The following is a 21514-nucleotide window of genomic DNA, read 5'->3' as shown; positions in this document are numbered from 1 at the left end:
CGCCCGGCTCGGTGCGCGGCCGGGGGCGCGGTGATCCGCCCCCGCGATCCGCATGTCAATGAAAATGACAGCGACATGGATTTGCCCCGCCGGGATATGTGAGGATGGGTGAGAGAGACGTCGCAACAGCGACGCAGTTTCCAAAGGAGGGAACATGCTCCGTCAGCCCGCTGACCCCATCGTGCGCGAGCTCATCAACCGCGCCAGGGCCACCCAGCTCAACCGCCGCCAACTGCTGCGCGGCACCACCGTCGGAGCAGCACTGCTCGGCATGGGATCACTCGCCGCCTGCGCAGGCCCCAGCGGCCCCGGCGACGGCTCCGGCGGCACTGTACGCTGGGCCAACTGGACCTACTACCTCGACTACGAGGACGAGACAGCCAACTGGCCCTCACTCGACGCCTTCATGGAACAGAGCAACATCCGCGTCGAATACTTCGAAGACATCGACGACAACAAAACCTTCATCGCCAAGATCAAAGACCAGCTCAAACTCAAGCAAGACATTGGCTACGACGTCATCGTGCCATCAGACACCACCCTCGTGCGCCTGCTCGAACAAGACCAGCTCACCGAATTCGACCGCTCGCTCATGCCGAACGTCGACGCGCAAATGATCGACATGGTGCAGCACGCCTCATTCGACCCGGATCGAAGCTGGTCGATCCCCTACCAAGCAGGCATGACCGGGCTGGTCTACAACACGCAGCTCTACCCGAAGGGCGTGCGCGAAGTCTCCGACCTGTGGGCGCCGGAGCTCAAAGGCAAAGTCAACCTGCTCACCGAGCAAGACGACACCCTCGCCCTCATCATGCTCGAACAAGGCGTCGACATCGAAGGCAACTGGGGCGACGACGAGTTCGAAGCCGCGCTCGCAGTCGCGGCGAAGCACATCGACAGCGGCCAAGTCGCCACCGTGAAAGGCAACTCCTACACGCAAGATCTCGAACAGGAGACCGTCTGGGCCGGCATGGCCTGGTCAGGCGACATCGCCATCCTCAACGAAGACGCCGGCGAAGAGATCTGGAAGTTCGTGGTGCCCGACTCCGGCGCATCAGTCTTCATCGACTCGTTCTGCATGCCCACAGCCACCGAGGCATTCGAACAGGTGCACCAGCTCATCGACTACTACTACGAGCCCGAAGTGGCAGCCCAGGTCGCCGAGTACGTGCAGTACGTCACCCCCGTCGCCGGCGCGCAAGAGGCCATGGCGAAGATCAACCCGGAGCTCGCCGAAAACCCCCTCATCTTCCCCGACGAAGACATGTCGAAGCGCATCTTCGACATGCGCTCCCTCACCGCAGAAGAAGACAACCGCTACTCGCAGGCATACCAGCGCATCCTCGGCAACTGAGGTGCGCTGACACGACGAAGCCCCCGGGTCCACGATGATGGCGGATCCGGGGGCTTGATCGTGCGTGACGTTATACGCCGAGGAACGCCTCGATCGGGCCACGAGCGAAGAAGACCACGAAGCCCGCCGCGACGACCCACAGCAGCCAGTGAATGCTGCGCGCGCGGCCGCTGAGCGCGTGGATCAGCACCCAGGCCACGAAGCCCGCGCCGATGCCGTTGGCGATCGAGTAGGTCATGGGCATGACCGCGACGGTGAGGAAGACGGGCAGCAGCACGCGGAAGTCGCTGAGGTCAATGTTCTTGATCTGGGCCATCATCAGCGCACCGACGATCACCAGGGCCGCCGCGGCAACCTCGGTGGGCACGATCTGGGTGAGCGGCGTGAAGAACATCGCCAGCAGGAACATGAGACCGGTGATGACGTTGGCGAAGCCGGTGCGCGCGCCCTCGCCGATACCGGCGCCGGACTCGATGAAGACCGTGTTCGACGACGACGAGGTCATGCCGCCCGCGATCGCGCCGACGCCCTCGACCACCAGCGCCGACTTCAGTCGGGGGAAGTTGCCCTGCGCATCGGCAAGACCGGCCTCACGCGACAGACCCGTCATCGTGCCCATCGCGTCGAAGAAGTTCGTGAACAGCAGCGTGAAGACGAGCATCACCACGGTGACCACGCCAACACGGCCGAGATCAAAGCTGACCGCACCCACGAGGCTGAGATCGGGCACGCCGAACGGGGCGCCGCCCAGCTCGGGCACGGTCAGGCCCCAGCCGCCAGGGTTCGCGATCTCGCCGTCAGCGCCGGTGCGGGGCCCGAGCTGCGCGATAGCCTCAACGATCACCGAGATCACGGTACCGGTCACAAGACCGATGAGCAGGCCACCCTTCACCTTGGCTGCCACGAGCACGCCGGTGAGCACGAGGGTGATCGCGAAGATGAGCGTCGGCACAGTGAAGACCGAGCCGTTCACGCCGAGGCCCACGGGCGGCGAGCCCTGGCCGGTCGCCGTCACGAAGCCAGAGTTGACGAAACCGATGAACGCGATGAAGAGGCCGATGCCCACCGTGATCGCAAGTTTCAGCTCGACGGGCACCGCGTCGAAAATCATACGGCGCAAGCCCGTCGCGGCAAGCAGCACAATGAGCACACCGTTGATGACCACCAGTGCCATCGCCTCAGGCCAAGTCACCTGACCCACCACCGAGAAGGCGAGGAAGGCGTTGATGCCGAGCCCGGCCGCAAAACCGAACGGCAGACGCGAGACGAGACCGAACAGAATCGTCATCACGCCCGCGGTGAGCGCAGTCACCGCGCTGACAGCGGGGAACGAGAGCGAATTGCCCTCGACATCGACGCCGCTGGTGAGGATGATCGGGTTGAGAATGACGATGTACGCCATAGTCACGAAGGTGACGAGCCCACCCCGGATCTCGGTGCCGAATGTCGACCCCCGCTCCGTGATGTGGAAGAAGCGGTCAAGCGCTCCCTTCGGTTCGGCCGCCACCGCGGCCTGCTTCGTCGTCTCCTGGCTCGCCTCTGCCACCGTGGCTCCGTTTCTCAAGCTGAACGTTCGCTGAACACAGCAACGCTACCATCCGTGCCCTTGGACCGCCGAGCCGCCCGGATCACTGAGGTGCACGGATTGCTGAGGTGCCCGGCCCGTGCGGCACCGATCGATGTTCTTGCACCTCGCTTCTTGGGTTTTCGGTGCACGAATGTCGATCGGTGCACAAGGAAGGAAGCAAGGAGGGCAGGGTGCACGCAAAAGAGCCCGCCCCGAGGGGGGCGGGCTCAATGGCTCAACGAGTCCTGCGCACCGGGTTAGCTGACACCCAGCAGGTCGATGACGAAGATCAGGGTCTTGCCCGAGAGGGGGTGCCCGCCCGAGACGCCGTACGCCTGCGCCGGGGGCACGATGAGCTTGCGGCGGCCGCCGACCTTCATGCCGGGGATGCCCACCTGCCAGCCCTGGATGAGGGCGCGCAGCGGGAAGTTGATCGACTCGCCACGGCTCCACGAGGAGTCGAACTCTTCGCCCGAGTCGTACTCAACTCCGAGGTAGTGCACGTCGACAGTCGAGCTGGCAAGCGCCTCCTCGCCGGTGCCTTCAACGAGATCGACGATCTGCAGTTCTGCGGGGGCGGGCCCGTCGGGGAACTCGATCTCCGGCTTGGTCATGGCTGATTCACTCATTCCTCTATTCTGTCCGATCCCGCGGGGCGTCGCTCACGCGTTCGCTCTCGGGGAACCCTGCATTCGGTGGCTGATCGCGGCAGCGCGGCACAATCCGCAGCAGTGCGCTCCCCACAAAGATCACGCATCGACACGTGAGAGAACCGCTCGAAACACAGGCTCGGCGCCTTCTCGGCTACGCTGGAGACGTGAGATTCGCGCACCTGATCCTCTCCCCCTCCGGCACCCCCGAGCTCGTCGTCGTGCACGACGACCGCTTCGCACCGGTTCGACGCCTCGGCGCCGACTACCCCACCCTGCAGCACCTCATCGAGGCCGGCCCGCAGGAGCTTGATCGTCTGCGCAGCGCAGTCGCCGAACTGCCGGAAGACCCCTGGGCTCCGCTCGCAGACGCGGTCTTCGCTCCCGCCGCCATCGGCGCCCCCATCGTGCTGGCTGTCGGCCTCAACTACGATGAGCACGCCAGCGAGCTGAGCCTCGACAACGACTCAGGCCCGGTGCTGTTCTCGCTCTTCCCCAATTCGCTCGGCGCCCACGAGGGCGAAGTGCCGCTTCCGGCGCACATCAGTGAAGAGGTCGACTATGAGGGCGAACTGGCCGTGGTGATCGGCCGCGCCGTCAAGAACGTCTCCCCCGAAGAAGCGCTCGACTATGTCTTCGGCTACACCGTGATCAACGACATCACGGCCCGCAACGTGCAGTTCCAGGAGCCGCAGTGGTCGCGCTGCAAGTCGTTCGACGGCTTCACCCCGATCGGCCCCGTGGTGGTGACCGCCGATCAGATCCCCGATCCGCAGGTGCTGCGCATCACCACCGACGTCGATGATCTGCGCGTGCAAGACTCAACCACCGAGTTCATGATCCGCACCGTCGCGCAGCTCATCTCCTCGATTTCGCAGTCACTCACGCTGCTGCCCGGCACCGTCATCTCGACGGGATCCCCCGGTGGCGCTGGCCGCTCGCGCAAGCCCCCGCTCTACCTGCGCCCCGGCACCGACGTCACCGTGACCATTGAGGGCATCGGCGCACTGACTTCCCACTGCATCGCAGCCGAATAGCGGCAGCGCAAGACGAAGGGCGGGCGGATCCTCGGATCCGCCCGCCCTTTGTCGTGTGCCGAACCGGGCCCCGAACGCGAACGGAGGGCGGCGGATCACCGATCCGCCGCCCTCCGTCGTGATGTGCCGTGGCTTACTCGCCCTGGGGCTCGTCGACCTCGTCGGCGGTCTCGCCGTCCTCGGTCTTCTCCGGCGCAGCGCCACCCACGGTGTCGATGACCCCGGTCTCGGGTGCGAGACCCGCGAGCTTCTGCGGCTGCAGAATATCGGCGAGCTGCGCCTCATCGAGCAGGCCGCGGGAGACCACCAGCTCGGAGACCTTTTCGTTGGTCGCGAGCGCCTCCTTCGCGAGCTTCGCAGCCTCGGCGTAGCCGATCACCGGCGCGAGCGCGGTGATCACTGTGACCGAACGCGAAACGGTGTCGGCGAGGCGCTCCTCGTTCGCGGTGATGCCGTCGACGCAGTTGACGCGCAGCGTCTGGCAGGCGCGCTCAAGCCACGTGATCGACTGGAACAGCGAGTGCGCGATAATCGGCTCGAAGGCGTTCAGCTGCAGCTGACCGGCCTCGACCGCCATCGACACGGTGACGTCGGCACCCGCGACCGAGTAGGCGACCTGCGACACCGCCTCGGGGATCACCGGGTTGACCTTGCCCGGCATGATCGACGAACCCGCCTGGCGCGCCGGCAGGTTGATCTCGCCGAGACCCGCCTGCGGGCCGGAGGAGAGCAGACGCAGATCGTTGGAGATCTTTGAGAGCTTCAGCGCGCTGCGCTTGAGGGCACCCGAGAAGGTGATGAACACGCCGGTGTCGCTCGTGGACTCGACGAGGTCGCCGGCGGTTTCAAGCTCAAGGCCGGTGTTCTCGCGCAGGTGGCGGATCACGGTCTCCTTGTAGCCCTTGGCCGCGTTGATGCCGGTGCCGATCGCGGTCGCACCCATGTTGACCTCGCGCAGCAGCGAGACGGCCTCGGTGAGACGCTCGATGTCTTCGCGCAGGGTCACGGCGAATGCGTTGAACTCCTGGCCGAGGGTCATCGGAACGGCATCCTGCAGCTGGGTGCGGCCCACCTTGATGATGTGTGAGAACTCGCGACCCTTCGCGGCGAAGGAGTCTGCGAGCAGCGCGAGCTCGTCGAGCAGGCTCGTGAGCGAGAACGCGAGCGCGATCTTGATCGCGGTCGGGTAGGTGTCGTTGGTCGACTGGCTGCGGTTCGTGTGGTCGTTGGGGTTGATGAAGGCGTAGTCGCCCTTCTGGTGCCCCGCCAGCTCGAGCGCGCGGTTGGTGATGACCTCGTTCGCGTTCATGTTGGTCGAGGTGCCCGCACCGCCCTGCACCACGCCAACCACGAACTGGTCGTGCAGCATGCCGGTCTTGATCTCTTCGCAGGCGCGATCGATGAGGGTGGCGCGCTGCTCGTCGAGTGCTCCGATCTCAAGGTTGGCGCGAGCCGCAGCCTGCTTCACACAGGCGAAAGCGCGAATGAAATCGGGGTACACCGAGATGGGTCGTCGCGCGATGGGGAAGTTCTCGTGAGCGCGAGCCGTGTGCACCCCCCAGTACGCTGAAGCCGGAATCTCGACACTGCCGAGCGAATCCGTTTCGGTGCGGGTTTGTGCTGACAAGAAGTCACTCACCGGTATCAAATCTCCATCGTCAGAGAACATGCGGTCGAAACCGCGGGGTCGACACATAGCCTACCCGCGAATCGGCGCAGATCAGCAGCCGCTCACGGCCGAGCCGCAGGATATTCATCATCGGGCCCAGCCCCAGAATCATCACGGGTGTTACGGGGGCCAAAACGCGGCTCCTGATCGCCTTCGAGGGGAACCTGCATATCAGCATCCGCGACGGCATCAGGGGGCGGATCAGGCAGCCGCACCATCCCCGTCGCCGGGCCCGCCGCCAGGCCGTCCTGAGGGGCTGACTCCCCCGCCCCGATCAGCTCGCCCTCGCGGCGCAGCACTGCGAGCGGGGCCGTCAGCGTCTCGGTCTGCCTGGCAGGATCATCGTCAACGCCGGGGCGCCCGGCGTGGGTCACCCGCAACCGCATACCTCCGTCGCGGTGGAAGCGCAGACGACGCTCCGTGAACAGCCACGCCACGCCCACGCCGAACGCCGCGAAACCTGCAACCGCACTGATGAACAGTGTGGATCGCGGGCCAAGCGCATCGGCCGCAGCACCCACAAGCGGTGCCCCCACAGGAGTGCCGCCCATCAGCACCGCCATGTACAGCGCCAGCACACGGCCCCGCACCGCAGGTGCCGCCGTGGTCTGCACAAACCCATTGGCCGTGGTGAGCATCGTCGAGATCGCAAGACCGAAGAACACGAGCGTTGCCGCGAAGGTCCAGAACGTCGGCATGACCGCCGCCACCAGGCTCACCACCCCGATGCCGCCAACCGCAAGAATCACCACCCGCATGCGCGCCGACGGCCGGCGCGCGGCAAGCAGCGCCCCCGATAACGAACCGATCGCGAGAATCGAGGAGAGCAACCCATAATCTCCGGCACCCCTGCCGAACTCGACAGCCATCGTCGACGAGATCACCGGAAAATTCATGCTGAACGCGCCCACCAAGAACACCATCACAAAGATCACGAGCAGGTCGTGTCTCGCACGCACATACCGAAACCCTGCCGAAAGCTGACGCCACTGCGACTCCCGCGATCCGCGATCCGCACGCTCAGGGCGCGAATCGATCAGCAGCAACGCCCCCAGCACCGCGACAAACGACGCCGCGTTGATCAGGAACACCCACCCCGAACCCACAACCGCGATCAACACCCCAGCAACAGCCGGGCCCACCAGGCGCGCCGAATTGAACGACGCGGAATTGAGCGCAACCGCATTCGACAGCTGCGTCGGCCCCACCAGGTCAGAGACAAAAGCTTGCCGCGAGGTCGTATCAAAGGCGTTCACCACGCCGAGCGCGAGTGCGAAGCCGTACAGATGCCACAGCTGCGCTTGCCCCGTAATGAGCAGCAGACCCAGCGCCGCCGCAAGCAGCATCAGCAGCGACTGCGTCACCAGCAGCACCCGACGACGGTCGAAGCGATCCGCCACCGCACCGCTGAACGGCACGAGTAGCAACTGCGGCCCGAACTGCAACGCCATCGTCACCCCGACGGCTGCAGCATTCGTGTCGGTGAGCTCGGTCAGCACCACCCAGTTCTGGGTGGTCGCCTGCATCCAAGCGCCCACATTCGACACGAGCGCTCCCGTGAACCAGATGCGGTAATTGCGCACCGAGAGGGAGCGGAACATGTTCGACACGACTGGGGCGACCTCCTCGGCTCGGTGCCCCCTACCCTACGCCCCCGCGCCCCGCCGCGGCAGGGGCTTGACGCGGCAAAACACGGAAGGAGCCCCTAGAACTTGCCGCCCATGTCAAGCAGACGGCGGATACGATCCGGGATCGGCGGGTGGGTCGCGAACAGACGGCTCATCAGGCCGGGCTTCAGCGGATCCGCAATCCACAGATGCGCCATGCTCGACTGCTGCTTCTGCAACGGCCGTCCATACTCGGAAAGCTTGTGCAGCGCGCTCGCAAGCGCTTCAGGGTGGCGCGTCGTGAGCGCACCCGTGGCGTCGGCGAGATACTCGCGCTGCCGCGACACCGCCAACTGCACGACCGATGCAATCAGGGGTGCGACCAGCATCGCAACCAGACCAAAGATCAGCACCACAGGGTTGCCGTTGTTGTTATTGCCGCGCGCGAAGAACGCCATACGCATGAACATGTCGGCCAGCATGCCAATCGCCACGACCAAGCCGTACACGATCATCGAAACGCGGATGTCATAGTTGCGCACGTGCCCCAGCTCGTGGGCCATGACGCCCTCGAGTTCGGAGTCGGTCATGATGTCGAGCAGGCCTGTCGTGGCCGCCACCATCGCGTGCTCAGGGTTGCGTCCCGTCGCAAAGGCATTGGGGGCCGGATCGTTCACGATATACACCTCGGGCATCGGCGTGCCCGTGGTGATGGAAAGATTCTCGACGATCCGATACAGACGCGGGTTGTCAGCCTCGGTAATGCGCTGCGCCCCGCTCATCGAGATCGCCTGCCGACCAGCGGCGAAATACTGAATCAGCGCGTACCCAGCCGCGAACACCACCACGGTAATGACGATGCCAGGCGAGTTGTAGATGTAAGCCGCCAGCCAGCCGAGCGCACCGATGATGGCGACGAACAGCAGGATGATGAGGACGCTGTTGACCTTGTTGCGGCGAATCGCGCTGTACACGGACCGCCCCGGTTAGAACTGGATGCGCGGCGGCTCGGAGATCGAAGCGACGTCTTCGACCTCGAAGAACTCACGCTCGGTGAAGCCCATGCCGCGGGCGAACAGCGTGTTGGGGAACACCTGGATCTTGGTGTTGTACTCGCGCACGCCACCGTTGTAGAACCGGCGCGAAGCTTGAATCTTGTTCTCGGTGTCGACGAGCTCGCTCTGCAGCTGAAGGAAGTTCTGGCTGGCCTGCAACTGCGGGTAGGCCTCAGCCACCGCGAAGATGCTCTTCAGAGCCTGCTGCATGTGGTTCTCAGCGGCGGAAGCCTCAGCCGGGCCCTGCGCAGAGATGGTCTCAGCGCGGGCCTTCGTGACGTCTTCGAAGACGCCCTTCTCATGCGCAGCGTAGCCCTTCACCGACTCAACCAGCGAGGGAATCAGATCGGCACGACGCTTCAACTGCACCGTGATATCGCTCCACGCCTCGTCAACGCGCACACGCAGCGTAACGAGAGAGTTGTATGTGATCCAGACGTAGCCGATCAGCAGCACGAGCACGCCAGCTGCGATGAGCAGGGCAATCAATCCACCAGACATGTGTGCATCATATGCCACGAAGGCAATGAAAATACTGAGGATACGGGGCGCTCACCACCGCGGTCACGCCGAGGCGCAAGCGACCGCACGCGGCGAGCCTTGCCACCCGCACAGACACCCAAATCTGTTCAGCGCCCCAGCACCCGCTCCAGATACGAATTCGTGAAAAGCCGGTCAGGATCAAGCCGATCCCGAACCGCCACAAACTCATCGAACGCCGCATACCGCTCACGCAGCGAGTCAGCAGTCTGCGTGTGCATCTTGCCCCAGTGCGGGCGGCCGCCATGCGCGGCCAGAATCGCCTCAGCGTCACGAAAATAGCCGCGATCCCGATCCTTCCAATACCGGTGCACCGCCACATACCCGGTTTCCCGCCCATGCGCCGTCGACAGCAGCAGACCATCAGCAGCAGCCGCACGCACCTCAACCGGGAACGACACCAGATAGCCGCGCCGCTCGATCATCGCACGCAGCTCGCGCACCGCATCAGGCACCGCCTCGAGCGGCAAGCCGAACTCCATCTCATGGAACCGCACCCGGCGGTGCGTGACATACACCCGGTGCGACTCATCGCTGTACACACGTCGGCTCGACAGCGACTCGATCAGCCTGTTGATGCGCGGAATGGCGGCAGGCAGCACCCCGCCGATCGCGGTGCACGCACCGAACGCCACATTGTTGGCAAGCTCCTCATCGGCGAAGCGGGCGGCACGGCTCAACGGCGCGCGATCCGCATCGAACGGCAACCGAGTGTTGGTCTTCGTACGCGCGCCACGGGTGTGCGGAAACCAGAAAAACTCGAAGTGATCCACCTGTCGCGTGCGCTCCACAAACCCGTCAAGCACCTCATCAAGCGGCATCGGCGCCTCCTCAGCCCGCAGCAGATAGCGCGGCACGCACTGCAGCGTCACCGTCACCAGCACCCCGAGCGCGCCGAGCCCAAGAGCGACCGCCGGCAGCAGCTCCGCATGATGATCCTCATCAATCACCAGGGTTTCGCCAGCGCCCGTCACTATCGTCGCGCCCACCACACCCGTCGCGAGACCACCAAGCCGCACACCGGTGCCGTGGGTGCCCGTCTGCGTGGCACCCGTGATCGTCTGCCTGTCAATGTCACCCATATTGGGAAGCGCAAGACCGAGCGGACCCAGGATTGCAGGCAACTCCCACAGGTGCGTACCACCCCACAGGGTGACGCGGCCGCGGGCAGGATCGGCCGACACCAGACCCCGCAGGCGACTCATATCAATGCGGATCCCATCAGTGGCACCAATACCCGTGAAGCTGTGAGAGGCGCCGATCGGCTTCACCGTGCGACCCGTCTCCCGAGCGCGCTGCACCGCGAGCTCGATCTGCGCAACGTCGCGCGGCACGATCTCAAGCTCGGGCCGTGAGCGCTCAGTGCGCGCCCAGTTGCTCCAACTGGTGTGCCAGCGGGCGTGCGGCCCCAGCGCCGACTGCTCGTTCTGTCTCCCGGTCACAGGAAGCACCGCCCCTCTCCTCGATAGCTCGGGATCGGCGGCAGCGCCGTCCCGTCAGCGCGCACCGGCACAATATCGGCCGTGTGCTCCAACGCTTCGCCCGCCTTGGCATGTCGCAGCCACACCCTGTCGCCCACGTGCAGATCGCGCGCGGCCGCGCCCCGCACAGGGGTCTGCACCTCCCCCGCACCCTCGCGCGGTTCGAAGCCGAGCCCGGCCGGCCACACCGGCAGCGGCAGACGGTCGGCCGCCGCGGGGCCAGAGGCGATCCAGCCGCCGCCGAGCAGCGTTGCCAGATCAGGCGAAGGCTTGCGCACCACATCGAGCGCGAAGGCCAACGCCGGGGCCGGCGCGAAGGCGCGATAGTGGTCGAAGAGGTGCGGCCCGTACAACCCGCTGCCCGCCGCAACCTCGGTCACCGCCGACTCCGCAACCGTGCGCTCGATCGAACCCGTGCCGCCGCCGTTCACGAACTCCAGTTCCGCAATCCCGCGCACCGCTGCAACCGCTGCGGCGCGGCGATCCGCCAGTTCCGCAGCGCTCGCCCGCTGCACGGCCCGCAACAGGGCACCCTCAGCGCCCCGACCGGCGGGCGCATCGGCTACTCCCGCTATCTGCGCCTCGTATGCCATCACCCCGACAAGTTCGAAGCCAGGCCGCCGCGCAACGATCTCAGCAAGCTCACGCAACTGCTCTGGGGTGCGGATCGGCGAACGTCGCACCCCCAGATGCCCGAGCGCACGGGTGCGCCACGAAGCATCGAGGTCGAGGCACACGCGGATCGACGAACGCTCACTCGGGGAGATCGCGGCGTCGATCAAGTCGAGCTGATCCGCACTGTCGACCATTATTGTCACCCGAGCCGCCGCCTGCTCATCGCGGCCGAGCGACGCAAGCGCAGCGCGGTCAGCCGTGGGATACCCCACCACCACATCATCGATGCTCGACGCCAACCACAAGGCCTCCGCGAGCGTGAACGCCAGCACACCCCGAAACCCCGGCAGCGCAAGCACCGCGTCAAGCACCGGACGCGACCGCACCGACTTGCTGGCAACGCGGATCGGCAACCCGCCAGCACGCCGCAGCAGATCATGCGCGTTGTAGCTCAACACTTCGACGCTCAACGCGACGACCGGCGCCGGTCGATCGCGCGTCGCTTCGTCCAGGGCGCGCCAGAAGCGATCCGCATCGCACCAGGGGCGCCGCTCGGCCGCAGCCCGCACCTCTGCGGTGGCGAGATCGAGTGTCATGTATCGCAGTGTAGGGGGTGGCGGGCATCGACGGGAAGGGCTTGGTGGGCCGGGCGCCTGAACGGGACTCGGTCTCAGTAGGGGTCGTGCTGCGGAGCTGATGTGGCGTCAGTCGCCGCGCAGATCCCGGTCAAGCTCCGCCTGCCAGACCGCCCGCTCCTGAGCCCGTCGCGCCCGCCACGCGCGGACGCGCAGAAACAGCGCTAGCAGAATCGTGACGACGATGACGATCACGAGCAGTGCCTTGCCGAAAACCATCGCCCCAGCCTACGCCGTGCGCGGGCCGAGGTGAGCGCGTGGCAAGATTGTGGCGTTGCCCCCATAGCCCAACCGGCAGAGGCAGCCGACTTAAAATCGGCACAGTCTGGGTTCGAATCCCAGTGGGGGCACTTGCTGTGGTCGTGCCTCCGCGCAGGGTGAGGGGCTTTCGCTCAAGACTCCTCTTCGATCTTGAGCCCCACTCCAAGCGCGAACAGTGTCGGAGCCCACTCACCGATGAAAAGCCCCCAGCGGTCCGACTGCGGCTTCTCATCACCTTTGCCGCGCGAGAGCACCCAGGTCAGAAATGACACCCCCACTGAGAGAAGGCCCAGGCTGTAAGCGTGCGAGCTTCGTACTCCCCACGCGTTGAGAGTCTTCATAGGGTTCCAAGCCGTGGCTTCTGCGGCCTTCTTGATTTGCTTGCGCGTGCTCATGGTTTCCACCTTTCCTCGTATGCATTGCAATGCGACGCTTCCCAGCCTGATCGACTGGCTCTCACGATGGAACACCCTTGCCGCAGAACCCCCCGGGTGGTAGTGGGCCGCCGCCGCGGCGAACTCAAAGCACGGATATAGTCGGGGGCATGAACACCAAAGAGCTCGATGGCGTCACCTACACTCTCACCCGCCGCGACGCGCCGGGCCCCGACCTGAGCGCGTGGTACTGGCTGGGGTCGGATGGCACGGTCCTCGAACTCGATGAGGCCGAGCAGCGCGCGCTGCGCGCGAGCGACATCATCCTCGACGAGTAGCCCGCCCGTAGACGCACCCCTCCAAAACACCACCCCCTGGTTGCGGAGATCGTGGTTTGCTACGGTGGCAGCCCACGCGACACGCAGCGAAAGGGGCGCAACGATGCAAGATGTAACACGGCGGGCGGTGCCCCGCCCAACGGTGGCGCGGCAGATCGCGGTCGGTGTTGCGATGCTGGCAGCGGTCTCGCTGGTCGCGTGGGGCGGATCGCTGGCGAGCACCACCAACATCGACGGATGGTACGCCGAAGCCCACAAAGCCCCCTGGAGTCCACCGAATGCGGTCTTCGGGCCGGTGTGGTCGGTGCTGTATGCGCTGATCGCGCTGGCGGGCTGGCTGATCTGGCGATCGGGTGCACGCTCCGACGCCCCCAACGCTGCACCTGGGGTGCTGCGTCTGTTCGTGACGCAACTCGTGCTGAACGCGCTCTGGACGCCCGTGTTCTTCGCCGGCTACCCCCTCATGGGCGCAGCCGCCTGGTGGGTGGCGCTCGCAATCATGGTTGCGCTGATGGCATCAGTCATCCTGCTCGGGATCACAGCGGCTCCGCTCTCGCGGATCGCCTCCTGGATCATGATCCCCTACCTGCTCTGGCTGATCTTCGCGACGTCGCTGAACGTCGCGGTCATCGCGCTCAACTAGCGGACGCAGCAGGATCCGCGATCCGCGATCCGCGATCCGCGATCCGCGATCCGCGATCCGCGATCCGCGAGAAAGAGTAAGCCCCGCCGTTGGGCAGAACGACGGGGCTTACGGTCTATGTCGCCCCTGGGACAGATCCCAGGGCGGCGGATCGGCGCACGGGCCGAGCCGCGCGCTTAGGCGCTGAGGCGCTGGCGCAGCTGCGCGAGCTGCTCACGCAGAGCCGCAGGCACGCGGTCACCGAACTGAGCGAAGAACTCCTCCGTGAGCTCGGCCTCCGCGAGCCACGACTCGGGATCAATCGCGAACAGCTCCGCAAGATCCTCGGCAGGCACCTCGATGCCGTCAAGGTTGAGCTCGCCCTCGGCGGGCACGGTGCCGATCGCGGTCTCGCGGCCCGAGACCTCGCCCTCGACACTGCGGATGATCCAGTCGATCACACGCGAGTTGTCGCCGAAGCCGGGCCACAGGAAGCGGCCGTCGGCACCCTTGCGGAACCAGTTCACCTGGAACACCTTGGGAGCCTTGTCGCCGAGGGTATCCCCCATCTCAAGCCAGTGGCCCCAGTAGTCGGCCATGTTGTAGCCGCAGAACGGCAGCATCGCGAAGGGATCGCGGCGCAGCTCGCCCACGGTGCCCTCCTGAGCGGCGGTCTTCTCAGACGACACCGTCGCGCCGACGAACACGCCGTGCTCCCAGGAAAGCGACTGGGCAACCAGCGGCACATTGGTGGCGCGGCGACCGCCGAAGAGGATCGCGTCGAGCGGCACACCATCCTGCTCGTACCAGTCGGCGGCGAGCGAAGGGGTCTGCTGGATCGGCACCGTGAAGCGCGAGTTGGGGTGCGCTGCGGGGCGGTCGGCGTCGGGGGTCCAGTCGTTGCCCTGCCAGTCGGTCAGGTGCGCGGGCACCTTGTCGGTCTTACCCTCCCACCAGACGTCGCCGTCATCGGTCAGCGCGACGTTCGTGAAGATGGTGTTGCCCCACAGTGTCTCCATCGCGACGGGGTTGGTCGACTCGCCGGTGCCAGGAGCGACGCCAAAGAAGCCCGCCTCGGGGTTGATCGCGTAGAGGCGACCATCCTTGCCGGGGCGCAGCCAGGCGATGTCGTCGCCGATGGTCTCGACCTTCCAGCCTGGGATCGTGGGCTGCAGCATCGCGAGGTTGGTCTTGCCGCAAGCCGACGGGAAGGCCGCCGACAGGTGGTATGCCTTGCCGGTTTCAACGTTCGTGAGCTTGAGCAGCAGCATGTGCTCTGCGAGCCAGCCCTCGTTGCGGCCCATCACCGAGGCGATGCGCAGCGCGAAGCATTTCTTCGAGAGCAGGGCGTTGCCGCCGTAGCCCGAGCCGTACGACCACACCTCGAGGGTCTCGGGGAAGTGGGTGATGTACTTGGTGTCGTTGCAGGGCCACGCAACATCGTCCTGGCCCTCATCGAGCGGCGCGCCAACCGAGTGCACCGTGCGCACCCACTCGCTGCCCGGCTTGATGCCGTCGAGGGCAGGCTGCCCCATGCGGGTCATGATGCGCATGTTGAGCACGGCGTAGGGCGAGTCAGTGATCTCGATGCCGAGCTGGGTGATGGCGCCACCAACAGGGCCCATCGAGAAGGGCACCACATACATGGTGCGACCGCGCATGGCGCCGTCGAAGAGCGGCATGAGCTCGGCCTTCATCTCGGCGGGAGCGACCCAGTTGTTCGTGGGGCCGGCGTCCTCCTCCTTCTCGGAGCAGATGAAGGTGCGGTCCTCGACGCGGGCGACGTCGGCGGGGTGCGAACGGGCGAGGAAGCTTCCCGGGCGAAGATCCTTGTTGAGCGGGATCAGGGATCCTGCCTCGACCATCTCAGAGGTGATGCGGTTCCATTCATCCTGAGAACCATCGCACCAGACCACCTCAGCGGGCTTCGTCAGCTCGGCAACCTCGGTCACCCAGTGCAGCACCTCCTCGTTGGCGGTGGTTGCAGTCGCTCGCACGAGGTCGGCGATCGCGTTCGCGGTCTCGGCCTCGATGATCTGGGTGGCGCTCATACCTTCGTTCTCCTCGGGTTCGCACATCGTCGGTGAAGAATCGGTGACATCTCCATTCTCTGTAGCCCGTTCATCCCCCATTCACCAAATGGGCTGTAAATTTTCCAGATTCTTGACATATAGTCAAAGAATGGCACCCGATGCGACACCCGCCCAGGGCGAATCCGAACTCGACCGTCTGCTCCTTGGCAAGCGACTGCGCTTCTTCCGAGCCCGCGCCGGCCTCACCCTCGAACAGCTGGGCGAGCGCGTCGGCGTGGTCGCAAGCCAGCTCTCGCACATCGAGAATGGCCGCCGCGAGCCAAGACTCGGCCTGCTTCAGGCCATCGCGCGCGAGCTCGGCATCGATCCATCGGAGTTGCTGCGCCGCGAGGCTCCGGATCACCGCAGCGCCCTCGAAATCGAACTCGAACGTGCGCAGAGCACACCGGCCTACATGCGCCTCGGCCTCCCCCACGTGCGCACTCCGCGCACCCTCGGCGACGACGCACTCGAATCATTGGTCGGCCTGCACCGCGAACTGACACGGCGATCGCGCGCAGCCGCCGCCACCTCAGAGGAGGCACGCCGTGCGAACACCGCGATCCGCCTCCAAATGCGCGAGCGCGACAACTACATCCACGAAATCGAGCTCATCGCCTCAGACCTGATGCGCCGTGTTGGGCACACCACCGGCGCCGTCACCCACCGAACCGTGGCGATGCTCGCCGAAATGCTCGGGTTTACGCTGATCTTCGTCGACGATCTGCCCTCGAACACGCGCAGCATTACCGACCTCGAAAACGGGCGCATCTACCTGCCCCCGGCCTCAATTCCCGGCGGGCACGGCCTGCGCTCGCTGGCGCTGCAGGCCATGGCGCACCGCGTGCTCGGCCACGCCGAACCGGCAAGCTACGCCCAGTTCTTGGAGCAGCGACTGCAGATCAACTACTTCGCGGCAGCCTGCCTGATGCCCGAAGCGCGAGCGGTCGACTTCCTGCAGCAAGCGAAACGCAACCGCAATCTGGCGATCGAAGATCTGCGCGACGCGTTCGGCGTCACGCACGAGGCCGCAGCGCACCGTTTCACGAACCTCGCCACCCGGCACCTCGAGCTGCGGGTGCACCACTACCGCGCCGATGGCGAGGGGGTGCTGGTGCGCGGCTACGAGAACGACGATCTGCCGTTTCCGAGCGACGCCTCAGGGTCGATCGAGGGCGAAATGCTCTGCCACAAGTGGGGCGGCCGCACCGCGTTCCACCGCACCAATCGCACCAGCGAGTTCTACCAGTACACCGACACCCCCGCCGGCACCTTCTGGTCGAGCGTGCAAACGGGCGACGCAGAGCAGGGCCCGTTCGCGATCGCCTGTGGGGTGGCCTTCGACGATGCGAAGTGGTTCCGCGGCCGTGACACGACAGAGCGCCGCGTATCAACCTGCCCCGACGAAGCCTGCTGCCGCACCGCCGCCCCGGAGCTGCTGAGCCGCTGGCAGGGCAAGGCCTGGCCGAGCGCCCGCATGCACCAGCACGTGCTCTCGCCACTGCCGACGGGCACCTTCCCCGGCGTCGACGACACCGCCATGTACGAGTTCCTCTCGAAGCATGCGCCGGAGGCTTAGGGAGAAACGCGTCAGCGTTTCTCCGCCGGAGGCGCCCGGCTCACAAGCCGGGGAGCATTAGGCCTCACCCCATCGAGGTCACCCGAGCAGCATGCTCGCGAGCACGAGCACCTGCACCAGCACCCGCAGCTCGCGCATACGCCGAGAGCCCCGCGGCGAAACGCTGCGGGGCTCTCGGGGTGAGGCGCTCGGGGCGCCGTGGAGGTGTTAGTCGGTCTTCGGCTTGGGGCGCGAAGCGAACTCCTCGAAGATCGCGCGGGGCTCCTGCACGGCCTCGATGTTGACGATGTCGCGGCCCAGGAAGAAGTGACCCACCCAACCGCCGAACACGCGCCACTTGCGCTCCCACGTGGGGATCGCGAGGCCGTGGTAGAAGCGGTGCGCGAGCCACGCGAAGTAGCCCTTCATCGCGAAGTTGCCACCCGAACGGAACACGCCGGTGTTCACGCCGAGGCCGGCAACAGCGCCCATGTTCTTGTGGATGTACTGGCGCACGCCCTCGCCGCGCAGGTCGGCGACGATGTTCTTGGCGAGCAGACGGCCCTGGCGCACAGCGTGCTGCGCGTTGGGCACGCAGAAGCCGCCGGGGCCGGGGGTCGAGGAGATGTCGGGGGTCTGCGAGGTGTCGCCCGCGGTCCAGGCACCCTCGAGCGCTTCGCCCTCTTCGGTGGTGATGCGCAGCTCGGGGCTGCCGATGACGTGGCCGCGGGGGCCGATGGGCAGGTCGGTGCCGCGCAGGAAGGGGCGGGGCATGACGCCGGCGGTCCAGACGATCAGGTCGGACTCGAACTTCTCGCCGGTCGACAGCTCGATGTTGCCGTCGACTGCGGAGGAGAGCTGCGTGTCGAGGTGGATGTTCACACCGCGGCGGGTCTGATCCTTCACAACCCAGTCGGCGAGCTTCTCGGTGACCTCGGGCATGATGCGACCCATGGCCTCGACGAGGTGGAACTTGGTCTCCTCGAACGAGATCTCGGGGTAGCGGCGCAGCAGCGACGTCGCGAAGGAGCGCAGCTCGGAGATCGTCTCGATGCCGGCGAAGCCGCCGCCGACCACGGTGACGGTGAGCAGGCGGGCACGCTCGGGCGAGCCGGCGGGCAGCGAGGCGGCGCGCTCGAAGTTGCCAACGAGGCGATCGCGCACGGCGACGGCTTCTTCGATGGTCTTCATGCCGATGGCGTTCTCGGCGATGCCCGCGATGGGGAAGGTGCGCGAGACCGAGCCGGTGGTGACGACGATGTGGTCGTACTCGAAGTCGAAGGGTTCACCCTCGTTTGGGGTCACCGTCGCGGTCTTGGTGGCGTGCGAGATGCCCGTCACCTTGCCCGCGATGTTGTGCGTGCTGGTGAGGTGCCGACGGCGGGCCACAACCGCGTGACGCGGCTCGATCGAACCAGCAGCAACCTCGGGAAGGAAGGGCAGGTAGGCCATGTAGGGCAGCGGATCGACGATCGTGACCTCGGCCTCGCCTGCACGGAGCAGCTTCTCGAGCTTCCATGCGGTGTAGAAGCCGGCGTAGCCACCACCAACGATCAGAATCTTCTTCGCCACGAAGCGGTCTCCTTGATGCAGTGAGCGTGAATGCCCGGATCGCGGGCACAGAAAAACCGGGCACGTCGTACCCGACATCCCATCCTACAGCTTTGCGAGAGCGGTCACTGCTGTTTCGGCGGGCATTCCGCAGAACATGCCGCTATTCGTCGGCTTGGGGGCGGATCGCCTGCAGTTTCTCCGGCAGATCCGCCGTTCGCGGGGCGAGACTACGCGCTTGCGTAGCCTTCCCACCCGCAGCGGGCCAGGGCAAGGTCGCCGATCGGGTTGACTCCCGGCCCGGCCGCCAGCGCGTGCCCGATGAGCGCGTGCAGGCACTTCACGCGTGTGGGCATGCCGCCGGCGCTTACCCCGGCAAGCTCGGGCACCTCGCCAACACTGTCGCGATCCGCAATGTACTGCTCGTGCGCGCGAGCATACTGAGCGCGCACCTCTTCGTCTTCGGCGAGCATCTCGTTGAACTCGTTCATCATGCCGACCGCTTCAAGCCTCGACGCCGCCGCAACTGCCTCCGGGTGGCACAGGTAGTAGAAGGTGGGGAACGGTGAACCATCGGGCAGCCGCGGCGCGGTCGCAACGACAGTCGGGCTACCGTCGGCGGCTCGCGCGGCAATCCCCACGACGCCACGCGCCTCACGACCAAGCTGCTCGCTCACGGCATCGATGTCGGCGGCGGTGGGCTCGGTGTACGGTGGGCGGCTCATGGCTGGGGCTCCTCGGGAGTGGGGTCTGGTGCGGGTGCGGTGCCCGCGAGTTCTTCTGGCGGTGCTGCGGTGGTGCCGGCTGTCAGGAACGAGGCTGCGATACCCCTAGCCCAGTCGCTCGTGAAGCGGGAGAGCTCAGGGCTGGTCTCCTCATCGGACTCGACCGGGAGCACGATGTCATTGACCACACCGAGCTGAGTCTCACCGGGCATCACGTAGAAAAGCCTGTCGCGAGCCTGTGACCGCACGTAGACGGGATCTTTCCATTTCACCCGCTCTGCGTCGATCTCGCTAACGGCCTCCTGATGCAGGCGCACACTTTCGCGCAGTTCCGAGATCTCTCGGCGCTGCTGCACGAAGGTGGAGAGGCTGGGGCTCACGATAACGGTGCCAGCAGCAATCAGCACCACGACGAGCACTGTGAAACCGCTGAAGCGGAGGCTCGAAGCCCAAGCCCCGAGATCCTCCACCCAGCGTTTCACAGTGCTGCCGTTCGTGTTCGCGTGCTGCGGTTACGCCGTGAAGCGCGGGAAGGCAGCGCGGCCCGCGTAGGCAGCAGCACCGCCGAGCTCTTCCTCGATGCGCAGCAGCTGGTTGTACTTTGCGACGCGATCCGAGCGGGCCGGGGCGCCGGTCTTGATCTGGCCGCAGTTCGTGGCGACGGCGAGATCGGCGATAGTGACGTCTTCGGTTTCGCCGGAGCGGTGCGACATCACCGCGGTGTAGCCGGAGCGCTGCGCGAGCTGCACAGCGTCGAAGGTCTCGGTGAGGGTGCCGATCTGGTTGACCTTCACGAGCAGCGAGTTCGCAACGCCCTGCTTGATGCCCTCGGCAAGACGCTCAGGGTTGGTAACGAAGAGGTCGTCGCCCACGAGCTGCACGCGATCGCCGAGCTCAGCGGTGATGTGCGCCCAGCCCTCCCAGTCGCTTTCGTCGAGCGGATCTTCGATCGAGACGAGCGGGTAGCGGTCGAGCAGGTCGGCGTAGTAGGCCGTCATCTCGGCCGCGGTGCGCTGCTGACCCTCGAAGGTGTAGACGCCGTTCTCATGGAACTCGGAGGAGGCGACGTCGAGCGCCACGGCCACGTCGCGGCCGGGCTCGAGGCCGGCGCGCTTGATGGCCTCGACGATCAGATCGAGTGCTGCCGCGTTGTGGGGCAGATCGGGGGCGAAGCCGCCCTCGTCGCCGAGCGCGGTGGTGAGCCCCTGCTCCTTGAGCAGCGCCTTGAGAGCGTGGTAGACCTCAACACCCCAGCGCAGACCCTCTGAGAAGGTCTCGGCACCGAGCGGCACAGCCATGAATTCCTGAATATCCACGCCGGTGTCTGCATGCGCGCCACCGTTGATGATGTTCATGAGCGGCACCGGCAGCGTGTTCGCGGTCGGCCCGCCAAGGTAGCGGTAGAGGGGCAGCTCAGCGGAGGCTGCGGCGGCGTGAGCGACAGCGAGGCTGACACCAAGGATCGAGTTCGCGCCGACACGCGACTTGTTCTCGGTGCCGTCGACCTCCCTGAGCACAGCATCGATGATGCGCTGATCGTCGGCGGCGAAGCCCTCGATCGCGGGCGCGAGCTCATCGAACACGGCGTCGACGGCCTTGGTCACGCCCTTGCCGAGGTAGCGATCCTTGTCACCATCACGCAGTTCGTACGCCTCGAAGGCGCCGGTCGACGCACCCGAGGGCACGGCTGCGCGCCCCACGGAATCGTCGGTGAGGCCGACCTCAACCTCAACGGTCGGGTTGCCACGCGAATCGAGAATCTCGCGGGCGATCACCGCGTCGATAAATGCCACCATGCGCTCC

The 21514-nt window shown here is 65.9% G+C and carries 20 protein-coding genes and 1 tRNA gene; 6 read left to right on the top strand and 15 right to left on the bottom strand.

Going from position 1 to position 21514, the window contains the following annotated elements; genetic code table 11:
• Nucleotides 1–154 precede the first annotated feature (154 nt).
• The gene (locus tag WFL22_RS01750) at nt 155–1354 is read left to right on the top strand and encodes an ABC transporter substrate-binding protein (RefSeq protein ID WP_336991216.1); all 1200 of its coding nucleotides are present in this window, start codon (nt 155–157) and stop codon (nt 1352–1354) included.
• Nucleotides 1355–1424: 70 nt separating this feature from the next.
• Here WFL22_RS01750 and WFL22_RS01745 read toward each other — a convergent pair whose 3' ends face one another.
• Both WFL22_RS01745 and WFL22_RS01740 read right to left on the bottom strand, forming a co-directional pair.
• Nucleotides 1425–2900 carry an NCS2 family permease gene (locus WFL22_RS01745; protein ID WP_442918950.1) on the bottom strand — a complete coding sequence of 492 codons (1476 nt, stop codon included), beginning with the start codon at nt 2898–2900 and terminating at the stop codon, nt 1425–1427.
• A gap of 278 nt (nt 2901–3178) precedes the next feature.
• Nucleotides 3179–3550: an FKBP-type peptidyl-prolyl cis-trans isomerase gene (locus WFL22_RS01740; protein WP_336651433.1), complete on the bottom strand. Its 372-nt coding sequence runs from the start codon at nt 3548–3550 to the stop codon at nt 3179–3181.
• A gap of 188 nt (nt 3551–3738) precedes the next feature.
• Between WFL22_RS01740 and WFL22_RS01735 the strand changes: the two genes are divergently transcribed.
• Nucleotides 3739–4608, top strand: a complete 870-nt coding sequence (locus WFL22_RS01735; RefSeq protein ID WP_336991215.1) for a fumarylacetoacetate hydrolase family protein — start codon at nt 3739–3741, stop codon at nt 4606–4608.
• 133 nt (nt 4609–4741) lie between these two features.
• On the opposite strand, the gene WFL22_RS01730 is transcribed toward WFL22_RS01735, so the two are convergent.
• The 7 genes from WFL22_RS01730 to WFL22_RS01700 form a co-directional block, all read right to left on the bottom strand.
• Nucleotides 4742–6277 carry an aspartate ammonia-lyase gene (locus tag WFL22_RS01730; protein ID WP_336651435.1) on the bottom strand — a complete coding sequence of 512 codons (1536 nt, stop codon included), beginning with the start codon at nt 6275–6277 and terminating at the stop codon, nt 4742–4744.
• A 62-nt stretch (nt 6278–6339) separates the two neighbouring features.
• Nucleotides 6340–7878, bottom strand: coding sequence for an MFS transporter (locus WFL22_RS01725; protein WP_336651654.1), 1539 nt, complete (start codon nt 7876–7878; stop codon nt 6340–6342).
• 104 nt (nt 7879–7982) lie between these two features.
• On the bottom strand, nt 7983–8858 hold the full coding sequence (locus tag WFL22_RS01720; protein ID WP_336991214.1) for a M48 family metalloprotease: 876 nt from the start codon (nt 8856–8858) through the stop codon (nt 7983–7985).
• A gap of 12 nt (nt 8859–8870) precedes the next feature.
• Complete coding sequence (locus tag WFL22_RS01715) at nt 8871–9440, bottom strand: LemA family protein (protein ID WP_336651437.1); 570 nt, start codon at nt 9438–9440, stop codon at nt 8871–8873.
• A 128-nt stretch (nt 9441–9568) separates the two neighbouring features.
• The gene (locus WFL22_RS01710) at nt 9569–10921 is read right to left on the bottom strand and encodes a D-arabinono-1,4-lactone oxidase (protein WP_336991213.1); all 1353 of its coding nucleotides are present in this window, start codon (nt 10919–10921) and stop codon (nt 9569–9571) included.
• Entirely contained in the window at nt 10918–12171 is a 1254-nt protein-coding gene (locus WFL22_RS01705; RefSeq protein WP_336991211.1) for an alanine racemase, read from the bottom strand. The genes WFL22_RS01710 and WFL22_RS01705 overlap by 4 nt, the downstream gene beginning before the upstream one ends.
• A gap of 108 nt (nt 12172–12279) precedes the next feature.
• Nucleotides 12280–12429 carry a hypothetical protein gene (locus tag WFL22_RS01700; protein WP_169447474.1) on the bottom strand — a complete coding sequence of 50 codons (150 nt, stop codon included), beginning with the start codon at nt 12427–12429 and terminating at the stop codon, nt 12280–12282.
• Nucleotides 12430–12486: 57 nt separating this feature from the next.
• On the opposite strand from WFL22_RS01700, the gene WFL22_RS01695 reads away from it, so the two are divergent.
• Nucleotides 12487–12560 (top strand) — tRNA-Leu (locus tag WFL22_RS01695).
• Between the two features lie 42 nt (nt 12561–12602).
• Here WFL22_RS01695 and WFL22_RS01690 read toward each other — a convergent pair.
• A complete protein-coding gene (locus tag WFL22_RS01690) occupies nt 12603–12866 on the bottom strand; it encodes a hypothetical protein (RefSeq protein WP_336991210.1) in 264 nt (87 codons plus the stop codon).
• A gap of 149 nt (nt 12867–13015) precedes the next feature.
• Between WFL22_RS01690 and WFL22_RS01685 the strand changes: the two genes are divergently transcribed.
• Both WFL22_RS01685 and WFL22_RS01680 read left to right on the top strand, forming a co-directional pair.
• Entirely contained in the window at nt 13016–13183 is a 168-nt protein-coding gene (locus WFL22_RS01685) for a hypothetical protein (protein WP_161608008.1), read from the top strand.
• Between the two features lie 103 nt (nt 13184–13286).
• Nucleotides 13287–13826, top strand: coding sequence for a TspO/MBR family protein (locus WFL22_RS01680; RefSeq protein ID WP_336991209.1), 540 nt, complete (start codon nt 13287–13289; stop codon nt 13824–13826).
• Between the two features lie 176 nt (nt 13827–14002).
• Here WFL22_RS01680 and WFL22_RS01675 read toward each other — a convergent pair whose 3' ends face one another.
• On the bottom strand, nt 14003–15856 hold the full coding sequence (locus WFL22_RS01675; protein ID WP_336991208.1) for a phosphoenolpyruvate carboxykinase (GTP): 1854 nt from the start codon (nt 15854–15856) through the stop codon (nt 14003–14005).
• A gap of 130 nt (nt 15857–15986) precedes the next feature.
• On the opposite strand from WFL22_RS01675, the gene WFL22_RS01670 reads away from it, so the two are divergent.
• The gene (locus WFL22_RS01670; RefSeq protein WP_336991207.1) at nt 15987–17456 is read left to right on the top strand and encodes a helix-turn-helix domain-containing protein; all 1470 of its coding nucleotides are present in this window, start codon (nt 15987–15989) and stop codon (nt 17454–17456) included.
• Nucleotides 17457–17663: 207 nt separating this feature from the next.
• Here WFL22_RS01670 and WFL22_RS01665 read toward each other — a convergent pair whose 3' ends face one another.
• From WFL22_RS01665 to eno, 4 genes are all read right to left on the bottom strand, one after another.
• Complete coding sequence (locus WFL22_RS01665; RefSeq protein WP_336991205.1) at nt 17664–19007, bottom strand: NAD(P)/FAD-dependent oxidoreductase; 1344 nt, start codon at nt 19005–19007, stop codon at nt 17664–17666.
• 209 nt (nt 19008–19216) lie between these two features.
• Nucleotides 19217–19711 carry a DUF501 domain-containing protein gene (locus WFL22_RS01660; RefSeq protein WP_336991204.1) on the bottom strand — a complete coding sequence of 165 codons (495 nt, stop codon included), beginning with the start codon at nt 19709–19711 and terminating at the stop codon, nt 19217–19219.
• Nucleotides 19708–20193 (bottom strand): FtsB family cell division protein, encoded by a 486-nt coding sequence (locus tag WFL22_RS01655; protein ID WP_336991203.1) that lies wholly within the window; start codon nt 20191–20193, stop codon nt 19708–19710. Before WFL22_RS01655 ends, WFL22_RS01660 begins: the two co-directional genes overlap by 4 nt.
• Nucleotides 20194–20223: 30 nt before the next feature.
• Nucleotides 20224–21504: a phosphopyruvate hydratase gene (gene eno, locus WFL22_RS01650; protein WP_336651448.1), complete on the bottom strand. Its 1281-nt coding sequence runs from the start codon at nt 21502–21504 to the stop codon at nt 20224–20226.
• Between the last annotated feature and the right edge of the window lie 10 nt (nt 21505–21514).

It is taken from the genome of Leucobacter sp. VD1 (genome assembly GCF_037150695.1).
GTDB lineage: Bacteria > Actinomycetota > Actinomycetes > Actinomycetales > Microbacteriaceae > Leucobacter.
The sequence above is the reverse complement of the archived record's forward strand: the minus strand, read 5'-3'. Positions and strand labels throughout refer to the sequence as shown.